Consider the following 21,058-nt stretch of genomic DNA (forward strand, 5'->3'; position numbering starts at 1 on the left):
CAAGCACCATAAACGAATCAGGGTGACAGGTGGGTGAAGCTGGACAGGACAGTCAGGTCACATACAACTTCCATACGGCATGCCGTTGGCCAGATGACGATACGACGGGCAGGTCAGGCGCCTGGCACAGGGCACATCCGTTGCGCAGCTTAACGAGTGTAGGAAGAACGCTGCTTGCAACGCTGCGACATATTCGGTCATCGGTAAGCAGGGTGCCGGTTGCAACTTGGGCAACCTCGGATTTTCGGTAGAAAATTTTGCTACTTTGCACACCATCAGTACCAGAAATGACCGATCCGGCCCGTCAGGTCATGCCCAACTTCCGACACAGGATGAAGCACAAAATTCGCCGCAGTGGCACAATTGCCCTCCCCTACACAGGATTGCCCCATGCTGCAGCTGAAAACCGACGCCCTGATGGCCACCCCGTGCGACGACGAAGAAGACAACATGGCCATGCTTTGCTGTCACGGCAAGAACGGCGAAATGTTCATGCTCACCCGTTACCCGGATGAAGACGAAGTGGAGCTGACCTGGGACTACGAACCTTCGACCCTGGACGGGCTGAAAGTGACGTTGGGCGACACCACCTTATTGATCGAACTGGCGGCCGGCGATGCCGATGCCCTGGGCGGCAAGGACCAGCTGGAGATCACCCACGGCACCGTCGCGTCAGACATGGCCGAAGTGCAGCAAACCCTGCAGAACATCCTCACAGGCACCGGCACGTTCATTCGGACTTGAAACCGGTCACTTGAAACTTCGGCACGACGCTAAATCCGTGGCGAGGGAGCTTGCTCCCGTGACGGCCTGACAGCCGACGCTGATCTGGCTGAGGCACGGCGATCCAAATGTGGGAGCTGGCTTGCCTGCGAAGGTATCGACTCGGTGTGCCTGAATCACCGAGTTGACTGGATCGCAGGCAAGCCAGCTCCCACAGTGACCGTGCTCTACCTACCCAACTGTTATGCCTCTCACACCGCAATCCTGTAAGTTTCGCCAAAAATACCCATCAAGCCGTTAGTCGCCGCACCCCGCGATGCATTAAAGTAAACGCCCCAGGCCCGGTGTTCTGTCACGACACCCAGGCTCATCTTTCCAGGAACCGTCATCGATGGAACATCGTGAAGCGCTGCTTGCGCTGCGAACCTTTCTTTCTACGCAGATTCTCGGCCAGGAAAAACTCATCGATCGCCTGCTGATCGCCCTGCTCGCTGACGGCCATATGCTGGTCGAAGGCGCACCGGGACTGGCCAAGACCAAGGCGATCAAGGAGTTGGCCGAAGGGATCGAAGCGCAGTTCCATCGTATCCAGTTCACCCCCGACCTGTTGCCCGCCGATATCACCGGCACCGAGATCTATCGTCCGGAAACCGGCAGCTTCGTATTCCAGCAGGGGCCGATCTTCCATAACCTGGTGCTCGCAGACGAAATCAACCGTGCTCCGGCCAAGGTGCAGTCGGCCTTGCTCGAAGCCATGGCCGAGCGCCAGGTCAGCGTGGGCCGCAGCACCTATGAGCTGTCGCCGCTGTTCCTGGTGATGGCCACGCAAAACCCCATCGAGCAGGAAGGCACCTACCCACTGCCCGAAGCCCAGCTCGACCGGTTCCTGATGCACGTCAAGATCGGTTTCCCGGACGCCGCCGTCGAGCGCCGCATCCTGCAGCAAGCTCGTGGCGAAGCACTCAATGGCGAAACCAAGCCCGAGCGGCGCGTCAGCCAACAGGCCATCTTTGCCGCCCGCAAGGAAATCCTCGGCCTGTACATGGCCGATGCCGTGGAGGAATACCTGGTGCAACTGGTGATGGCCACGCGCACCCCTGCCAAGTTCGACCCGGAAATGGCCGAGTGGATCGCCTATGGCGCCAGCCCGCGTGGTTCCATCGCCCTGGACCGCTGTGCCCGGGCCCATGCCTGGTTGGCCGGTCGCGATTTTGTCAGCCCGGAAGATATCCAGGCGGTGCTGTTCGACGTGCTGCGTCACCGTATCATCCTGTCGTTCGAGGCCGAAGCCGCCGGTGTCGACCAGGACCGCGTGGTGCAACGCATTCTCGACGTCGTTGCCGTCGCTTGAAGTCGATGAACGCAAGCGATGGCATCCGCGTAACCCTCAGTGAATTGATTGAGATGCGCCACCGCGTGCGTGAGGTGCAGTTGTTCTCCACGCCTGGCCAGCGTAGCCCACTGGTGGGCCTGCATCACTCCAAGCTGCGCGGGCGTGGCGTCGATTTCGACCAGGTGCGCGTGTACCAGGCCGGAGACGACGTGCGCACCATAGACTGGCGCGTGACGGCGCGTACCCAGGAACCGCACACCAAGCTGTTCCACGAAGAGCGCGAACGGCCGATTTTCATCATGGTCGAACAAAGTTGCCGGCTGTTTTTCGGCTCGGGGCAAATGTTCAAGTCGGTGCTTGCCGCCCAGGCCGCCAGCCTGATCGGTTGGGCCGCTCTTGGCCATAACGACCGGGTGGGCGGGCTGGTGTTCGGCGACAACGAGCACTACGAGATCAAGCCACGGCGCAGCAAACAGAGCCTGTTGCAACTGCTCAACCGGCTGGTGCGGGTCAACCAGAGCCTGAACACCGAGCGTCAGCCGGAAGCGGATGCCCTGGGCATGGCCTTACGCCGTGGCCGCGAGGTGCTGCGCCCGGGCAGCCTGGTGGTGGTGATCTGTGATGAGCGCGCCCTCACCGAAGGCGCCGAGCAACAGCTGAGCCTGTTGGCGCGCCATTGCGACCTGCTGTTGTTGCCAATCTCTGACCCGTTGGACCACGCCCTGCCCGCCGCCGGGCTGCTGCGTTTCGCGCAAAGGGGCGCGCAACTGGAACTGGACACACTGAATATCGACCTGCGCCAGGCCTACAAGGCCCAGGCCGAAGCGCGTATCGCCCGCTGGGAACTGCTCGCGCAGAAACTGCGGCTGTTGTTGATGCCCTTGAGCACCCAGAGTGAAATGGTCGAGCAACTGCGCGAATACCTCAACCCGCAACGCCCGGTCAAAAAACCATGAGCAGCCTGGACCAACTGCAACCGCTGATCGCCCCGCCTGCCATTGGCTTCTGGCCACCTGCGCCGGGCTGGTGGCTGTTGCTGCTGGTGATCCCACTGCTCGGTTGGGGCTTGTGGTGGCTGCGCCGTTTCCTGCCGGCCCGCCGCCCTGTGGCCCGCGCCGAACAACCGCTGGACCCGTTGCGTATCGCCGCCCTGGCCGAGTTGGCTTTGATGCCCAAGCCCTACGACGGTGCGCCTGCGGGCGCCTGGCTGCAGCAACTCAACGGCCTGCTCAAGCGCCTGTGCCGTAACGACTACCCTTATAGCCAGAGCCATACCCTCAACGGGCGTAAATGGCTGGCCTTCCTCGACAACCGCTGCCCCGCCGCCGGCCTGACGCGCTGGATGGTATTGGTGGAAGGCGCCTACAAACCCGAATGCAAGCTCGACGACAAAGCCATCGCCGGCCTCACCCAAGCCGTCGACACCTGGATTCGCAAACATGTTTGAGTTCGCCTGGCCGTGGATCTTCGCCCTGTTGCCACTGCCCTGGGTCATGCGCCTGGTGCTGCCCGTGGCCGACAGCGGCGAACCGGCGCTCAAAGTCAGCTACCTCAGCGACCTCGAAGGCCTGGCCCGCCGCCGCGCCCGTGTCAACCTGCCCGGCTGGCGCCAGCAAGCCCCATTCGTGGTGCTGTGGTTGCTGTTGTTGACCGCCGCCGCCCGCCCGCAATGGCTGGGCGAACCCTTGCCGATTGCTGCCAGCGGCCGGGATTTGCTGGTGGCGGTGGATGTCTCTGGCTCCATGGATTTTCCCGACATGCATTGGCAGGACGAAGACGTCAGCCGCCTGGCCCTGGTCAAGCACCTGCTGGGAGACTTTCTGGAGGAGCGTGAAGGTGACCGCGTGGGCCTGATCCTGTTCGGCAGCCAAGCCTACCTGCAAGCGCCCCTGACCTTTGACCGCCGCACCGTGCGCACCTGGCTGGATGAAGCGCGCATCGGCATTGCTGGCAAGAACACCGCCATCGGCGACGCCATCGGCCTGGCCATAAAACGCCTGCGCCAGCGCCCGGCGCAAAGCCGTGTGCTGATCCTGGTCACCGACGGCGCCAACAACGCCGGGCAGATCGACCCGTTGACCGCCGCGCGCCTGGCGGCCGAGGAAGGCGTGAAAATCTACCCCATCGGCATCGGCGCCGACCCCGAGCAAACCGGCGCCCTGGGCATCCTTGGCGTAAACCCGAGCCTGGACCTCGACGAACCGGCGCTCAAGGCACTGGCCGAGACCACCGGCGGCCAGTATTTCCGCGCCCGGGACGGCGAGGAACTGCTGAAGATCAAGGACACCCTCGACACCCTGGAGCCCGTGGAACAACAACCCACCCAGGCCCGCCCGGCCCAGGCGCTGTACAGCGGCCCATTGGCCTTGGCGTTGGTGTTGAGCCTGTTGCTGGTGATCCAGGAACGCTGGCCGAACAACGCTTTGCAACGAGCCTTCAACAGGCTATCGAGCAGGAGCATGTTTTTGCAGCAACACCCTGAATGGCGCCAGCGTCTGCAGCGCCTGCGTTTGCGGAGGCGTCGATGATCGCGCTGTGGCCGCACTGGTTGCGCCCCTGGTGGCTGTTGTTGCTGCCCCTGCTTGGCTGGTTGCTGTGGCAGCTCTGGCATCGGCAAAAGCGCGCCGGGCGCTGGCAGATGATCCTGCCGCCGGCGTTCCATGCCGAGTTGCTCAGCGGTGGCAATGGCCGCGAGAGTAAATCGCCGTGGGTGGTGCTCGGCATCGCCTGGCTGTTGGCCGTGCTCGCGTTATTGGGCCCCAGTTGGCAACGGGTTGAACAGGCCAGCCAGAAACCTTCCGACCCCTTGGTGGTGCTGCTGGAACTGACCCCGGAAATGCTCGCCACCGACAGCCCACCCAACCGCCTGGAACAGGCGCGGCGCAAGCTGTATGACTTGCTGCAAGCGCGCACCGATGCGCAAACAGCCATCATCGTGTACGCCGGCAGCGCCCATACCTTGGTGCCGCTGTCCGATGACCTGGCCACCAGCCGCAACCTGTTGGAAGCCCTGCGCCCCTCGATCATGCCCGAGCCCGGCCATCGTGCCGATCTTGCCGTGGAAAAAGCCCTGGGCCTGCTCAAGCAAGGCGGTCTTGGCCAGGGGCGCCTGCTGCTGATCGGTTCCTCACTGTCCAAACAAGAGCGCCAAGGCATCCGCCTGCAACTGCAAAGTGCCCAGGCTCCAACGTTGTCGATCCTCGGCATCGGCAGTCGCGAAGGTACGCCGGTGACTCAGGAGAGCGGTGAATTCCTCAAGGACGATCAGGGCGCGATCCTGGTGCCGCGTCTCGACAGCCCGACCCTCAAGGCGTTCGCCAGCGAAATGGGCGGCCGCTACCGTGCTGCGCGCCTGGATGACAAGGACCTGCGCCAACTCGGCATGCTCGACAGCGCCCAAGCCCTGCGCGACGACGGCCAACGGCTGCGCCTGGACAGCTGGGCCGACCAGGGTTATTGGCTGCTCTTGCCGTTGTTGCTGCTGGCCGCGTGCGCCGGGCGTCGCGGCTGGCTGTTCTGCCTGCCCTTGCTGCTGATGGGTGCGCCGCAACCCAGCTACGCCTTTGGGTTGCAGGACCTGTGGCTACGCCCCGACCAACAAGGCCAGTACCTGCTCAAGCACAAACGCCCGGCCGAAGCAGCCGAACACTTCCAGGACCCGCAATGGCAAGGCGTGGCGCTGTATGAAGCCGGCAATTACGCCGAGGCCATCAAGCGGTTTGCCCAAGGCAGCGACGCCTATTCCCACTACAACCGCGGCAATGCCCTGGCCAAGGCCGGTGAGCTTGAAGCGGCCATTGATGCGTATGAACAAGCCCTGGAAGCCCAGCCCGATTTGCAGCCGGCGCTGAAAAACAAAGCCCTGGTTGAAGCGCTGATGCAGGAGCAAACGCAGCCCGAGCCGGACCCGCCTGCAAAAAACGAAGATGACGAAACCGCCCAACCCGGCCAAACTGCGCAACCGGGCACCAGCGCACAAACGGCCCAGGGCGGCGAGCAATCGTCCCACGGCCAGGGCGAAGCCGGTACCGCTGAGACTCAGACAGGCGCCGCGCCACAGCCAGGCGGTAATGAAGTGCCTGGCAGCGAACTGGGTGACGAGCAGACCACCACGCCGCCGCTGCGCCCCGCCGACACACGCCTGGAAGGCGAGCGCCGCCAAGCACTGGAGCAATGGTTGCAGGAGATCCCGGACAACCCCGGCGAGCTGTTGCGCCGCAAATTCTGGTACGAACAGCAACAACATCAGGACACCACTCGATGAGCCGCCGCACCACCCTTTTGCTCCTGCTCGCGTTGTCGGCAGCCCACGCCCAGGCGGCGGACCTGGTCGCCAGCGTAGACCGCAGCCGCCTCAACTCCGGGGAAACGGTGGAGCTGACGGTGCAATCCAGTGATGTGACCCAGTTTGGCAAACCGGACTTGTCGCCCCTGGACGCGCAGTTCGAAGTCAGCGGCACCCGCCAGATCAACCAACTCACCACGCTGGACGGCGACAACCACGCCACCACCCGTTGGATCATCACCCTGCTGCCCAAGGTGAACGGCAACGTGGTGATCCCGCCGCTGCAGGTGGGCGCGCTCAAGACCCAGCCGATCACCCTGCAAGTGGTGGAAAGCGCCAGCCAGAACACCAGCGCCGAACTGGCCCCGGTGTTCATCGAAGCCAGCCTCGACCAGACCAGCGTGTACGTGCAGGCCCAGGCCCTGCTGACCGTGCGCGTGTACCACTCGGTGTCGCTGTATGACGACAGCAGCCTCACGCCCTTGCAGATACCGGATGCACGTGTCGAACAACTGGGCGAATCGCGCACCTATGAAAAGGTCATCAACAGCATCCGCCATGGCGTGATCGAAACCCGCTACGCCCTCTACCCGCAACACAGCGGCGCCGTGGTGATTCCGGCGCAGACCTTCAGCGCCACCCTGGTGGAATCGCGCCCGCCCCAGGAAAACACCCTGCAGGGCACCAAGCCGGGCAAGATGATTCACGTCAGCTCCGCGCCCCTGCCCTTGACGGTCAAACCCAAACCGGACGCCTACCCCGCCGACACTCCCTGGCTGCCCGCGCGCAGCCTGAGCTTGAGCGAAGGCTGGAACCCCACGCCGGACCACGTGCAAGTCGGCGACTCCCTGACCCGCAGCCTCACCGTGGAGGCCGAAGGCCTGTCCAGCGCGCAATTGCCGGCGCTGCCCGGCACCGAGGTCAACGGCCTGCGCCGCTACCCCGACCAACCAGTGATGGCTAACCGTACCAGCGACCGCGGCCTGACCGGCAGCCGTGAAGACCGCGAAGCCCTGGTGCCGACCCGCGCCGGCGAGCTGGAACTGCCCGCCGTGGAAGTGGTGTGGTGGAACACCCACGAAGATCATCTGGAACGCACCAGCCTGCCGGCGCGCACCGTGCACGTGGCGGTGAACCCCAGCCTGGTGGTGGACACCCCGGCGACACCGACCATCATCACCGCCCCCGACGATGACCGCCTGTGGCTGTGGCAACTGAGCACACTGATACTGGCCTGCACCACCCTGCTAGGCTTTGGCCTGTGGTGGCGCGCACGCCGCCAACCGGCGGTACAACGCGCCGCGCAAACCGGCCCCAGCCCACGCACCCTGCTCGACGACCTCAAGCGCGCCACCCAGGCCAACGACCCTCATGCTACCCGCCAGGCCCTCGACGCCTGGGCAAGGCAACAACCCGAAACCCTGGCCGACATGGCCGCACGGTTTGTGCCGCTGTCCGATGCCCTGGATGGCTTGAATGGCGCGCTGTATAGCGAAAGCGGCCAATACTGGTTGGGTGATGACCTGTGGCGAGCGATCAAGGCCATCCCCGTGGCCGAACGCGAGCAAGACCTGGCCACCGACACCACCAGCTTGCCGCCGCTCTACCCCAAGTAACCCAGCCTCAACCAACACCACAAAACCCTGTGGGAGCGGGCTTGCCCGCGATGGCCATAGGTATCTACACAACTTCGAGGCGACGCTGGACCTGTGGCGAGGGAGTTTACTCCCGTGACGGCCTGGCAGCCGACACAGATATAACTGATGCCCCGCGATCCAATGTGGGAGCTGGCTTGCCTGCGAAGACGGCCTGACAGTCAACACAGTTGGACCGTGTACATATCCATTCCTGCGGTAACGGCCACTTAGGGTTCCGCCCTGACGGCGGCTCACTTTCGAAAAGCCGGAATGCCGGCCCAGACAAAAGTAAGCAAAGCGCTCTTGCCCCACCACTCGGCACCTCGCTTAGGCTCGGTGTGCCCGTAATCCGCCAGTGATTTGGGGGGCCGCCGCCACGCGCCATCCATGGCGCGGGGCGGCTAAACCGGCATCCCTGCCGGTTTACCCCCCAAATCCCTGTCGAATTCCGGCCAGCGTGGTTTAACGGGGCGCCTGAGATCAAAAGCAGATCAAGATCAAAAGCGGCTCGCTTCGCATCGTGGTTACCGTTGAGCTAACAGAGTTATGTAGATACCTATGCTGCGATGGCGGTGTAACAGGCGGCAGATGTGCTGGCTGATACTCCGCCATCGCAGGCAAGCCAGCTCCCACAGTGGATCTGCATCGCCTGCTCGAACGCCTGCTTGCACTTAGTGATTACGACGCGGCACCTTCCATTCCCGATGGGGGAACTTGTACAGATAGTTCAGGTTATCCATATCGAACCGGCCATCCTCCTTGCCGGGGCCACCGAAGAAGCTGATGCCGATATCCAGCTTGCGCAGCAGTTTGGGGCGTGAGAGTAGCTCCTTGGCCGCGTAATGGGCCTCGGGTGAGAACGTCCTGTCGGTGGCGATCAGGCCGGCGGCCTCTTTCAACTCATTGAAGTTCACATAGCTGTCTGTCGCCCCTGCGGCGAATTCGCGGAAGTGATCGCGGATCAACCCTATTAGTTGCCGGTCACTCACGCTTGCGTACGGGCGCAGGTCCGGGGCGCTGGCCTGGGTTTGAGCGCTTCGTGCCTGACGATGGTTAGCTTGGGTTGAGCGACTGTCAACATCCAGTTGATCTGGTAGAGCGGTGAAAGTGCTAGTCGAAGGTGGTTTTACTGAAAATGACATGGTGGGCCTCTGATTCATTCAGGGATTGATTGAAAAATCCACCTTATGGGTGGTCGTCACTCAACCTGCCGTTCCATTCATCACCGCCCGTTCGACATGCATTGTTAAAGGCCAGCAATCCATATCCCTTTAATTTGCAGGACGTTTCCTAGACAATCCTTTGGCCTTGCGCCTGCTCAACCCACTGGCTAGCCTTCGCTTCGTCGCTGCCTATCAGCGATCGGGTGTGGAAACCTGGAATGAGTAGGCGTCATGATCGTGTGCAAACGCTCAATGGCGGCTGTGCGCGGGCAGACTTCGGTCTGACTGGGTCCTACTCCCCGGTTTCCACCCCGCGTATGGCTGCCACCTAATTTGTCGTGTGGAAACGGCACAGGTTGGCGCCCCAATCGAGTAGGAGCTATACCCATGAGCAAAATCGTCCCCGACCCACCCTTCCCCATTTTCGTCGCCCACGAAGACCTGAGCTTCGAAGACGCCATCGCCAGCATCTCCTCGCTACTGCGCTGCGCCGCCACCACCGCCACCGAAACCGCCGAAGGCCTTAAAGGCACCCGACGCGACATGGCCTGTTCCACCGCTCACCTGATCGACATGGCCCGCACCCTCGCCGACCGTGCGCTGGATTGCCTGCAACCCAACTCCACTAACACCCCATGACCCCTGTGTAGGAGCGAGCTTGCTCGCGAAGAACTCATAGGCGCCGCGTTTATTCAGGAAACACGCGTTATCGTTGACGTTTTTCGCGAGCAAGCTCGCTCCTATAAACAGCCATGAGGGCTAGCCCACACTCCGTTGATCGCGTCGGCCATGAGTCCGCGCGCACTTTTACAGGTAAACTCCCCTCCTTTTCATCTTCTCCACGGAGTTCGCCTTGCGTCTGTTTCATACCTCCGACTGGCACTTGGGCCAAAACCTCCACGGCCAGGAACGCGACTGCGAACACGCCTGTTTCCTTGAATGGCTGCTGGGCCAACTCAAGGCCCAGCGCCCGGATGTGCTGTTGATCGCCGGCGATATCTTCGACACGGTCAACCCGCCGCTCAAGGCCCAGGAGCGCTTGTATGACTTCATCATCAGCGCCCACGAACAACAGCCGACACTGACCATTGTGATGATTGCCGGCAACCATGACTCCGGTTCGCGCATTGAGCTGCCTGCGCCTCTGATGCGCCGCCTGCGCACCCATGCCCTGGGCCGGGTGCTGTGGCTGGATGACGGGCAACTGGATGCCGACCGGCTGCTGATTCCGCTGCCCAATGCCAAAGGCAAGATCGCCGCCTGGTGTCTGGCGCTGCCCTTCCTGCGCCCGGCGGAAGTCACCGGCGCACAGCTGGGCGATGATTACCTGCGCGGCATCGGCCAAGTGCATGAATGGCTGATCGCGGCGGCCAATGCCAAGCGCAAAAAGGGCCAGGCGCTGATAGCCATCAGCCATGCGCACATGGCCGGTGGGTCGGTATCCGAAGACTCCGAACGCAGCCTGATCATCGGCAATGCCGAGGCACTGCCCGCCACACTGTTCGACCGAAGCGTGGCGTATGTGGCCCTCGGCCATTTGCACAAGCCGCAAAAGGTCAATGGCGAGGAGCGCATTCGCTACAGCGGCTCGCCAATCCCCCTGTCGTTCTCCGAAATCGGCTACAAGCACCAGATTCTCGACGTGACGTTCCAGGGCGAAAGGCTGGTGGGCTGCGAACCGATCCTGATTCCCCGCTCCGTCAACCTGCAACGCCTGGATGCCGCGCCCCTGGCCGATATCCTCAAGCAACTCGGTGAGCTGCCCGACATCGACCTGCTCGCCGAAACCCAGCGCCACCCCTGGCTGGAAGTGCGCGTGCGCCTCGACGAGCCGCAACCGGACCTGCGCCAACAGATCGAAACCGCTTTGCAAGGCAAGGCCGTACGCCTGGTGCGTATCGCCGCCGAATATGCCGGCACACGCGGCAGCGCAGAGGTAGACGATGCGCAACTGATCGAACTCGACCAGCTCACGCCCCAGGAACTGTTCAGCCGCGCCTGGCAGGACAGCTACGGCAGTGAAGTGGATGAACAGACCTTGAAGGACTTCGCCGTGCTGCTCCAGGAAGTGCAACAGGAGGGCGAACAGCCATGAAGATCCTCGCCATCCGCCTGAAAAACCTCGCCTCCCTGGCGGGCCCGTTCGAAATCGACTTTACCGCCGAACCCCTGGCCAGTGCGGGCCTGTTCGCCATCACCGGGCCGACTGGCGCGGGTAAAAGTACCCTGCTCGATGCGTTGTGCCTGGCGCTGTTTGGCGCAGTGCCACGCCTGGGTGACACCGGCCAGGCCAAGATGCCGGACGCCGACACGGATATCTCCATCGGCGACCCGCGCACCCTGATTCGACGCGGCACCGGTGGTGGCTATGCCGAGGTGGATTTTGTCGGTGTCAGTGGCCGTCGCTACCGTGCGCGCTGGGAAGCCAACCGCGCCCGTGACAAGGCCAGCGGCAAGTTGCAGAACAGCCGGCAAAGCCTGATCGACCTGGACAGCGACCAACTGCTGGCCAGCCAGAAAACCGAGTACAAGACCCAGCTCGAATTGGCCCTGGGCCTGAACTTCGAACAGTTCACCCGTGCGGTGCTGCTAGCGCAAAGCGAGTTCAGCGCCTTCCTCAAGGCCAATGACAATGAGCGCAGCGAACTGCTGGAAAAGCTCACCGATACCGCGCTCTACACCCAGCTCGGCCGCCGTGCGTTCGATAAGGCCAAAGAGGCCAAGGACGCCCACAAACAGCTGCAGGACCAAGCCACCGGCGTGGTACCCCTGGCCCCCGAAGCCCGCGCCGAGCTGGATCAACAGTTGGCCCACGCCCAGCAGCAGCTCAAGACCCAACAAGCCCAGCTCAAGCAGCTGGAGCTGCAGCACACCTGGCTCAAGGAACTGCGTGAATGGCAGGAGCGCCATCAACACGCAGTGGAGCAACTGCAACGCGACGAAGCAACCTGGGCCAGCCAAGGCCAGCAACGCCAAGACCTCAGCCTGCTGGAGCAGTTGGCACCGCAACGCCATCACTTCCTGCGCCAGGCAGAACTCGGCACCTTGCTGACGCCCCTGGCGGCACAGATTGCGCAGCACCTCGAGCAACAAGCTACCCTGCACGCCCGCCAGGAACAGGCGCAACACCAGCAAGTGGCCGCCCAGGCAGCACTGGCCGAGGCCCTGAAACACCAGGCCGACGCCGCACCCCTGCTGCGCCAGGCCATCGAAGAGCAAAACACCCTCGCCCATGTGAGCCGCGAACTGGCCAAGCGCAACGAGGAAAAACACCAGCACGAAAGCGCCTGTACCGAAGGCCAGGCCCTGCTCGACGGCTTGCAACACACGCAGGCACAAGTCACCGAGCGCCTGCAGCGCCTGGCCACCGAACTTGAGCACAGCGCCGCGCTCGCCCCGCTGAGCGATGCCTGGAACGCCTACCGTGACCGCCTGCAACAACTGGTGCTGATCGGCAATCGTCTCAACCAAGGCCAGGCCGAGCTGGGGCAACTCGAACAGCGCGCCAGCGCTGCCGCCGAACAGTTCACCCAACAGCGCGAAGCCCTGGATTTGCTCTACCACGAGGCCGGTGCCGAACCGCACGCAGTGGCCGAACAAATCCAGTTACTGGCCAGCCTGCTGCAAGACAATCGCAAGCAACAGCGCGCCTTCGAAGACCTGGCCCGTTTGTGGGACAGCCAGCAACAGTTGGATCAACAGGCAGGTGCGCTCACGCAAAGGCTCGCCGAGGCCGCGCAAAAACGCGAACAACTGAACCAGACCGGCCTGCAAACCAAGGCCGAACTCACCGTTGCCGAACAAACCCTGGCGGTGACCAAGCAACTGCTTGAGCGCCAACGCCTGGCCCGCAGTGCCAGCGTCGAGGAATTACGCGAGCAGTTGCAGGATGACCAACCCTGCCCGGTGTGCGGTAGCCACGAACACCCCTATCACCAGCCTGAAGCCCTGCTGCAAAGCCTGGGTCGCCATGATGAAAGTGAAGAGGCGGCGGCGCAGAAAGCCGTCGATAGCCTCAAGGAAAAACTCACTGAATTGCGCGGTGAAGTCGGCGGCCTGATCGCTCAGCAAAAAGAGCTCCTGCAACAGCAGGAACAGTTGGCCACCCAGCAGCAGGGTTTGGCACCGAGCCTGCAAGCCCACCCACTGTCTGCCTCGCTGTTCAATCAGGACGCCGCCAAGCGCAACCCTTGGCTGGCCCAGCAACTGGCCCAATTGACCCAAAGCATCAGCCAGGACGAACAACGCCAAGGCGCCCTGCTCAACCTGCAACAGAACGCCGGGCGCTTGCAGCAACAATTACAAGCGGCCCAGGATGCCAGCCAGCAAGCCCGGCAATTGCTGGTGGACCAACAACGGCAACTGGCCGGCGACCGCGAACGCCTGGAGGCGGAACTCAGCGCCTTCGCCAGCCTGCTGCCCAGCGAAACGCTGGAAGGCTTGCACAGCGCGCCTGCGGCGACCTTCATGCAGCTCGACCAACAGGTCAGCCAGCGCCTTGAGCAGTTGGGCCATCAACGCGATGAGCAGGCCGAGCAGCAGGAGCGCCAACAGGCCATCGAGAAACAACACACCCACCAACAGCATCGTCAGCAGCAACTCGACGCTGTGAATCTGCAAGTCGCCGAGCTGGCCGACCAGCAACACGCCGTCCAGGAAAAACTCCGCGCCTTGCTAGGGGATTACCCCAGCGCCGAACACTGGCAACAGCAGCTGGAGCAAGCCGTCACGCAGTCGCGCCAAAGCGAGACCGACGCCAACCAGGAACTGCACGCCGTGCACACGGCGCAAGTACAGCTGGCCGCCGACCTCAAGGCCCAGCAGCAACGCCAGCAGGCATTGGAGGCGGAGCAGCACGCCCTTGCGACACGCATCGGCGAATGGCGCGCCCAGCACCCAGAACTGGATGATCAGGGCCTGGCACGCCTGTTGGCCCTTGATGAAGCCCAGGTCGCGCAGTTGCGTCAGCACCTGCACAGCAGCGAAAAGGCCGTCGAGCAAGCCAAGGTTCTGCTGCACGAGCGCGAACAGCGCCTGGCCGAACACCAGGCCCTGCACAACGGCAACCTGGAGGCCGAGCAACTGGACGCCACCCTGGCAACGCTTGACCAGCAACTGCTCGAGGGTGAGAAACACTGCGCCGAACTGCGCGCACGCCAGTCCGAAGACCAGCGCCGCCAGAATGCCAACCAGGCCCTGGCCGAACAGATAGCCAAGGCTTACGAGCAGTGGCAGCGCTGGGCACGCCTGAATGCGCTGATCGGCTCGGCCACCGGCGACACCTTCCGCAAGATCGCCCAGGCCTACAACCTCGACTTGCTGGTGCACCATGCCAACGTGCAACTGCGCCAACTGGTGCGCCGCTACCGGCTCAAACGCGGCGGCAGCATGCTCGGGCTGCTGGTGATGGACACAGAGATGGGCGATGAACTGCGCTCGGTGCATTCGCTGTCCGGTGGCGAAACCTTCCTGGTGTCGTTGGCCTTGGCCTTGGGCCTGGCTTCCATGGCGTCGAGCACCTTGAAGATCGAGTCGCTGTTTATCGACGAAGGCTTTGGCAGCCTTGATCCGGAGTCATTGCAATTGGCGATGGACGCTCTGGACGGCTTGCAGGCCCAGGGCCGCAAGGTGGCGGTGATCTCCCACGTACAGGAAATGCATGAGCGCATTCCGGTGCAAATCCAAGTCCAGCGCCAGGGCAATGGCTTGAGTACCCTGGAGGTCAAGTGAACGCAGCGCTGCTGTACTCGTTCCGACGCTGCCCGTATGCGATGCGGGCGCGGCTGGCCTTGGGTTACTCAGGCGTTCCTGTGCGAATTGTCGAGGTTAGCCTCAAGGCCAAGCCAGCCGAGATGCTGGCACTGTCGCCCAAGGGTACGGTGCCGGTGTTGAGTGTCGAAGGTCGAGTGATCGAGGAGAGCCTGGAGATCATGCAATGGGCGCTGGCGCAGCACGATCCGGATGATTGGCTGCTACAAGGTGACCCTGCGGTGCTGGCGTTGATTGCCGAAAATGATCAGGTGTTCAAGCATCACTTGAATCGATACAAGTATGCCGAGCGCTACCCGGAGCATCCGATGGAGCATTATCGGGCCGAGGGTGAGGTGTTCTTGCAGAAGCTGGAAGGCTTGCTGGCGGAGCGTGAGTACTTGCTCGCCGAACACCTGAGCCTGGCGGATGCGTCACTGGCGCCGTTTGTGCGCCAGTTTGCTCATGTGGATCGGGAGTGGTTTGCGGGGACGCCGTATCAGCGTTTGCAGGTTTGGTTGCAGCGGTTTCTGGAGTCGCCGCTGTTTATCGCGGTGATGACAAAACCCTGACGACACCCAACATTGTATTAATGAACAAGCTTCTTTTCACACTTAAAACTCAGACAAAACCCACCCCATACTTTACCCGCACCGATAAAGTATGGAGCAGACTCAACTTTAAATAACCGCCCATCCCACCCTATATTTCCTGCACAATAATATTATCTATAAGAACACGATCGTTTGTTCCGTTTAATAAAAACAAAATTTCAAAACTAATGGAGCTATCAATTTCAAGACGAAAGGTTTTCGAGAAATTACGCCAAGACGCCCCCGTAAAAAACCCCCCAAAAAGGTATTTGCGAGCCACCAAGGCTTGAAATTCAACAGTTGTTATATGATGCTCTGGCCTTAAATCGAAGGAAAATTCATACATCTTGCCCCTCTGCAGGTTCTTATATGACTTAATTAGCAGCCCCCGATATACAAGGTTACTTTTCTTAAGCGGCACAACTCCGCAACGATTTCCATCTATATCTAGGTAATCCCACGTAGCGTTGGAGATATACCACCCATTGGCATTATCAGACTCAAATGTCGTCAGATCATGAAACTTTCTAGCAACTACGTACTCCACCACTGGAAATCTAATGGCATCAGCTTCAGCTTTACTTAGACTGAAAGCCGTTTTTAACTCCACCTGCAGCTTGGTGCCATGTCCCAACCCCTCCAGATAACTACGAGCGATCCCTGGTTCGATCTTTCCTTCAGCGATCCAGGTCGGGTTGACAGCTGCACTGCCCGCACCGTTGTACACCGTCAGCGAATGATCAACGCCATTGTCCGTTTTCCCCTGCAGCCTCAACCAGACGGGGTAAGGCGCAGTGATAAACGGCCAGACACCAATTTGCCCTGTGGCATCGCCGGTAAACGTAGTCAAGTTCAGTACTTGAGTCGCCGCGTTAGCCTGATTGATCTTGAGCACCGTTTTGGCCAACTCAGCCTGGGGTATCGGCGTCACCGTCACCGTCAATACCTTGGACGAAATCACCTTGCCGTTGCGGGCCACTTCGTAATCAAGGGTGACCGTCTTGTTGGTATTACCGACGTTGGCGGCAATCGCGGCCTTGGTAATATCAAACGTGACCTTGCCCGTCGCTACCCCATTCTTGGCCGGGATCACCGGAGAACCCGCACCGGCCGTGCCCACCATCGTCACCTTGATGCTGTCTGTGGTGTACATCGGTGTGTACTCCACCGACACCGTGCCACCGTTTTGTGCATCCAACGGCGCGAGCGTTACCGACGTACCGGTGCCACTTGCCTGGATCAACTTGGGAACAGGGAATTCTGCCGGGAGTGTATTGACGGTGTACTCCACCACCGGAAAACTGATGGCCTCGGCTTCAACCTTGCTAAGACTGACGGCGGCTTTGAGTTCCATCCTCAATTTTGTGCCATGGCCCAACCCATCAATGTAAGTGCGCAACAGCCGATATTCATAACGGCCTTGGGCAACCCAGTTCGGATTGACATACGAGCTGTTGATACTGAACAGCGTCAGGTCATGAGCAACATTAGCGGCTGTTCTACCAAAAAACTTCAACGAGACCGGATAAGGGGCGGTGATAAACGGCCAGGTGCCGACATGCGCCATCGCGTTGCCGACGAAGCTATCCAGGTCCAGCACCTTTGTCGCGCTATTGGCCTCGTTGAGCCTGATGACCGTCTTGGCCAGCTCCGATTGCGGTATCGGCCTCACGGTCACCGTCAAGGTTGCCGACGTGACCGAGACACCCGCACGGGTTACCACGTATTGGTATTTCACCGTGGTGGCCTGGTCACGAATATTCGCCGCTATCGCCGCCCTGGAAATATCGAACGCCACCTTCTGCAAGGTCTCATTGCCTGGCTTGGCCGGGATATCCGGCGAACCGCCATTGCCGGCGCCTACCATGCTGGCTTTGATCGAGTCGCCGTTGCGCATGCCCACGTAGCTCACCACCAATTGGGTGCCCTGTTGCACCTTAAGGGGTTCCAGGTCGGCGGTGTCGGGGCCGGTGGTTTGCGCTTCAAGCAAGGTCGGCGACGGCAGTTCGCCCACGCCACGGCTGATCAGCACCTCAGTGATCTGTGAGTAACGCGGCATCGCCTCATCAGCGCGTGTCAGCGTATAGAACACCGTCACCGACTCATCCAGGTTGTTCTCCACATAGTATTTTTCGATGTCGTGGGTGGTGGTGGCGCCATTCACGGCCACCTGCACCGGCACTTCGGTGCGGGCGCCCTGGCCAAGCCAGTACATGCGGATCCAGTCGCCGCGCAGTGTTTCGCCAAACGGTGCAAACACGGTGGCATAGGCGCCTACATCATCCGGATTCAACTGGCCGCTGACCGCCTTGTCGACAATCGGCTTGGGCATCGTACGCTTGATCTGACCCACCACGATCTGCAACCGCAGGGACTCCTGCGGGCGGCCGTCGGGCCGGGTGTGGGCATAAAACACGTCGGTCAGGTGGCCGTCAAAACGCAGCAGTTCCTCGCGGTATATCGTAAACAACAAATCCCCACCGGCCGTGGGCGGAATATCGTCGACTTCGCGGCCGATGCGATGCTCGATGGTGTTATCGGCGCTGCTGACCCGGAAGATGACTTCGATATAACCGTCCTTCGGCCAGCTCCCTTGAAGGGGGAAGCGTACGGTCGCGTTGACATCCGGCTCGATATGGCCGCCCAGGTCCTCGTCTATCGTCGGCGCCGGCCACCTGACGACTTGCCCCACGACGTCCAGATAGAGCTTTTCGGAAGGCTGTTGCACCGCGCCATTCTGATACAGGGCATGCACACTCGCGCGGCCTTCGGCAATCGCGCTCACCAGCGCGTTGGGAACCTCAAAGGTATAAAGGCCTGCTCTACTGAGTTCTTCGGTGTGCGTATAAGGGATCGAATTGCCTTCACTGTCCAAACCGGCCCAGATCAGCGTCACGTGGGAATAGGCGCTAGCCTCCTGGGAGGTGACCCAAAGGGCCACTTCCACATCCCAACTGCCCAGCTCCGCGAGGTCGATTTTCGTACCGGTGTCTGGAAACTGCAGCCACGGCGCTTCGGGGCGCACCTCATTGAGGTGCACATCAATCAATGACACCGCCGACCAGCGCGCCCGCTCCTCAGGCAGATTGCCGCCCGCGTCCCGCACCTGGTAAGCCACGCGCGTCAGCGGGTTATTGCCCGCGGCGCTGATAGTGGCGTAGTCGACGGTCAAGGTGATATCACGGCCCACTTCGCCGGGCTGGACCCGGTGCTGAACCACTTGCGAGCCCCAGGCCAGAGTGATCAGGTCATAAGCGCGCATGTTTAGCCAGTAGCGAATGATGATCTTGACACCCGCCAGTGCCTGCTCCTGATTGACGCCATGCAGCACAACATCCGGTGGGACCTGATACGCCAGCCCCTGGTGGCCGGGCAGACTGTCTTTGTCTTCGCCACCGGGGCGAGTCAGGCTGACCCGTAACTTGATTTCTTCGGTGAATGACTCATTGCCGCTTCTGCGCCTCAGCATGGCACATACATCGTTGACCAAGTACGGGACGATATGGTGCGCGGGAACAGTCAGCGGGATCAGGTCAAGGTTTTCCTCGCCTTCGCGAATCGGCGTAGAGGCCACGGGAATATTACGGTTGCCCCAGAACAGTGAGGCAACACTGCCCGGAGTGACGCCATCTTTGGGGTTGATCAGGTAGACCACCAACGGCACCTCGGTATGCCGCAGGCCGATACCGCCATGCGCCCCTTCGATATCACCATCAATGGCCGGTTCCATCAGCGGAACAACGACGGGCGGCAGGAGGGGGTCAAGTGTTTTGTTCTTGGGCATGGCGAGAATCCTCACGGTCGTGCGCTGTTGGCTTACCACTATCAAACGCCTGAAATCGCGGCGTGCCTACTGTCAGAATTAACAGGTAGTGCAGGATGCCCCTGGCATCGGCACCTGTTAATTCTGACAGTAGCCAATGCCCGGATTCAGGCGTTTGATAGCGCCAACAGCACACTTCGCAGGAACAGGAGAACAGCCATGCCAGCCAAAAAAAACCAGACATCCGTGCCTGCGACCAAGCCAGCAGCGACAGAGGGAAAGACCAAAACCAAAGCCTCTGCCAAACAGAAGGTTCCGGCCCCATCACACACCATCATGACGCTGGAGGAAAAGAAGGCGCCCAAGTACCTCGACCGGCTTTACATTCCCGGCATGAGTGAGAACGTCAAAGGCTACGACGCTGGCGTCCCGAAGTGGTTGTTTGAGTCGGGCATGACGATTCAGGTAGACAAAGGCTGGGCCGCGGCCCCCGGCGATGTCATCACGGTCGGTAAACTACTCGACGACGGCACCGTGTCGGTACTCGCCACCAAGCAGCTCAAACCTGGCGAGGAGCTGAACAACGCCTACTTTTTCGCCGCCGAACAGAAGGACCTTCCCGACGGCCCGTATGCCCTGGTGTATGTGGTCCACTATGCCGGAGGCACGGACTACGACAGGTCTTACCCGCTGCTGACGCTGGTCAAGACCGACCTTCCCGCTGGTGACGACGACGACGGCCCTACAGTACCCGGGCATTCAGGACTGAAATTCAGCGTATCCGAGACGGTCATCGTCCCAGGCAACGCCAGCAAAGGCGTCACTATCACGCTCCAGCCGCCCCCAAACACCAACCCAACCGATGAAGTCGATCTTCACTGGGGATCGGTGATCAAGACGCAAAACATTGCGGGGGCTCTCAAGCCCACAGTGATCCTGGTGACCTATGCGGATTTGCTTGAAGCCGGCGACAGTGATCTTCGGTACGTCTGGCTGGAGGTGCGGGACCTGGTGGGGAATGTCTCGACGCCCGGCTCGGCCAGCGTGGAGGTCTCGGTGAACCTGGGCCAGCACCTGACGGATGGCCCCGTCATTGTCAATGGCGGGCCACCTGGCTATATCGACCTTGAAGTCGTGGGGGAAAACCCCCTGGAGCTGCAGGTTCGCACGCCGTCTAGCGTGGGCGCTGTGGGTGATATTTATGATGTAATGTTCCGCATCTACCCACCTAAAGGTGGCGTCAAAATCATTCACAAATTTGTCGAGATCCGGCGAGGTGGCCAGGTCTATTCAGTGTTCATCGATTACCTGGATGTACGGATGGCCGCTGAAGGCCGGGTGGAGACCAGCTTCGTATTGAGAAAGTCCGGCCCGCCCTACGAGGTGTACTCCAAGAAAACCAGCGCCGAGGTCAGAGGCTCAGTGGTTCGCCTGGAGCCACCGGACCTTGAGGGCTACCCAGACGATCACATCGGTAACGACCCGGCGCATGTCATCGCACGCTGCCCCTACTATGCCTGGCGGCAACCCACCGACGAGATTCTGTGGATCTTTCGACTTGTAAAAGGGTTGAACGAGGTGATCCTCCATACCGAGACACAAGTCGTCGGCCAATCCTGGCCCGTCGGTGCGCCGGTCAAGCAGGTGTTTTACTGGGAACAATTGCGCCAGTTCAAAGGCTACAACTTCGAGTTCTATTACGTGATCTCAAGCAGCTTCACCCGCGCGCGCGCAATAGACCTGAATGAATCCTTGCGTCGGATATTGACCATCAGCTAGATACGTCAAACCCCAAGGCACTCTCGCGAGTGGC

Annotated in this window: 14 protein-coding genes; 12 read left to right on the plus strand and 2 right to left on the minus strand. The window is 61.1% G+C overall.

Annotated features, from left to right (window positions below; genetic code table 11):
• Positions 1–390 precede the first annotated feature (390 nt).
• The 7 genes from CLM72_RS15195 (at position 391) to CLM72_RS15225 (ending at position 7,957) form a co-directional block, all read left to right on the plus strand.
• Positions 391–744: a hypothetical protein gene (locus CLM72_RS15195; protein WP_105227008.1), complete on the plus strand. Its 354-nt coding sequence runs from the start codon at positions 391–393 to the stop codon at positions 742–744.
• Between the two features lie 370 nt (positions 745–1,114).
• The gene (locus CLM72_RS15200) at positions 1,115–2,074 is read left to right on the plus strand and encodes a MoxR family ATPase (protein WP_020301524.1); all 960 of its coding nucleotides are present in this window, start codon (positions 1,115–1,117) and stop codon (positions 2,072–2,074) included.
• A gap of 5 nt (positions 2,075–2,079) precedes the next feature.
• The gene (locus CLM72_RS15205) at positions 2,080–3,012 is read left to right on the plus strand and encodes a DUF58 domain-containing protein (protein ID WP_034126021.1); all 933 of its coding nucleotides are present in this window, start codon (positions 2,080–2,082) and stop codon (positions 3,010–3,012) included.
• Positions 3,009–3,503, plus strand: coding sequence for a DUF4381 domain-containing protein (locus CLM72_RS15210; protein ID WP_003190798.1), 495 nt, complete (start codon positions 3,009–3,011; stop codon positions 3,501–3,503). Before CLM72_RS15205 ends, CLM72_RS15210 begins: the two co-directional genes overlap by 4 nt.
• Complete coding sequence (locus tag CLM72_RS15215) at positions 3,496–4,584, plus strand: VWA domain-containing protein (protein WP_105227009.1); 1,089 nt, start codon at positions 3,496–3,498, stop codon at positions 4,582–4,584. Before CLM72_RS15210 ends, CLM72_RS15215 begins: the two co-directional genes overlap by 8 nt.
• Positions 4,581–6,320, plus strand: a complete 1,740-nt coding sequence (locus CLM72_RS15220) for a tetratricopeptide repeat protein (RefSeq protein WP_105227010.1) — start codon at positions 4,581–4,583, stop codon at positions 6,318–6,320. Before CLM72_RS15215 ends, CLM72_RS15220 begins: the two co-directional genes overlap by 4 nt.
• The gene (locus tag CLM72_RS15225) at positions 6,317–7,957 is read left to right on the plus strand and encodes a BatD family protein (protein ID WP_105227011.1); all 1,641 of its coding nucleotides are present in this window, start codon (positions 6,317–6,319) and stop codon (positions 7,955–7,957) included. Before CLM72_RS15220 ends, CLM72_RS15225 begins: the two co-directional genes overlap by 4 nt.
• 692 nt (positions 7,958–8,649) lie before the next feature.
• On the opposite strand, the gene CLM72_RS29075 is transcribed toward CLM72_RS15225, so the two are convergent.
• Positions 8,650–8,967, minus strand: coding sequence for a hypothetical protein (locus CLM72_RS29075; RefSeq protein ID WP_232917570.1), 318 nt, complete (start codon positions 8,965–8,967; stop codon positions 8,650–8,652).
• Positions 8,968–9,528: 561 nt separating this feature from the next.
• On the opposite strand from CLM72_RS29075, the gene CLM72_RS15240 reads away from it, so the two are divergent.
• The 4 genes from CLM72_RS15240 (at position 9,529) to CLM72_RS15255 (ending at position 15,461) form a co-directional block, all read left to right on the plus strand.
• Positions 9,529–9,780, plus strand: coding sequence for a DUF6124 family protein (locus CLM72_RS15240; protein WP_105227013.1), 252 nt, complete (start codon positions 9,529–9,531; stop codon positions 9,778–9,780).
• 214 nt (positions 9,781–9,994) lie between these two features.
• Positions 9,995–11,236, plus strand: a complete 1,242-nt coding sequence (locus CLM72_RS15245) for an exonuclease SbcCD subunit D C-terminal domain-containing protein (protein ID WP_105227014.1) — start codon at positions 9,995–9,997, stop codon at positions 11,234–11,236.
• Complete coding sequence (locus CLM72_RS15250; protein ID WP_105227015.1) at positions 11,233–14,871, plus strand: AAA family ATPase; 3,639 nt, start codon at positions 11,233–11,235, stop codon at positions 14,869–14,871. Before CLM72_RS15245 ends, CLM72_RS15250 begins: the two co-directional genes overlap by 4 nt.
• Positions 14,868–15,461 carry a glutathione S-transferase gene (locus CLM72_RS15255; protein WP_105227016.1) on the plus strand — a complete coding sequence of 198 codons (594 nt, stop codon included), beginning with the start codon at positions 14,868–14,870 and terminating at the stop codon, positions 15,459–15,461. Before CLM72_RS15250 ends, CLM72_RS15255 begins: the two co-directional genes overlap by 4 nt.
• A gap of 130 nt (positions 15,462–15,591) precedes the next feature.
• On the opposite strand, the gene CLM72_RS15260 is transcribed toward CLM72_RS15255, so the two are convergent.
• Positions 15,592–19,266: a hypothetical protein gene (locus CLM72_RS15260; RefSeq protein WP_105227017.1), complete on the minus strand. Its 3,675-nt coding sequence runs from the start codon at positions 19,264–19,266 to the stop codon at positions 15,592–15,594.
• Between the two features lie 198 nt (positions 19,267–19,464).
• Between CLM72_RS15260 and CLM72_RS15265 the strand changes: the two genes are divergently transcribed.
• On the plus strand, positions 19,465–21,024 hold the full coding sequence (locus CLM72_RS15265; protein ID WP_105227018.1) for a hypothetical protein: 1,560 nt from the start codon (positions 19,465–19,467) through the stop codon (positions 21,022–21,024).
• Positions 21,025–21,058 lie beyond the last annotated feature (34 nt).

This window comes from Pseudomonas sp. MYb193 (assembly GCF_002966775.1).
Lineage (GTDB): Bacteria > Pseudomonadota > Gammaproteobacteria > Pseudomonadales > Pseudomonadaceae > Aquipseudomonas > Aquipseudomonas paracarnis.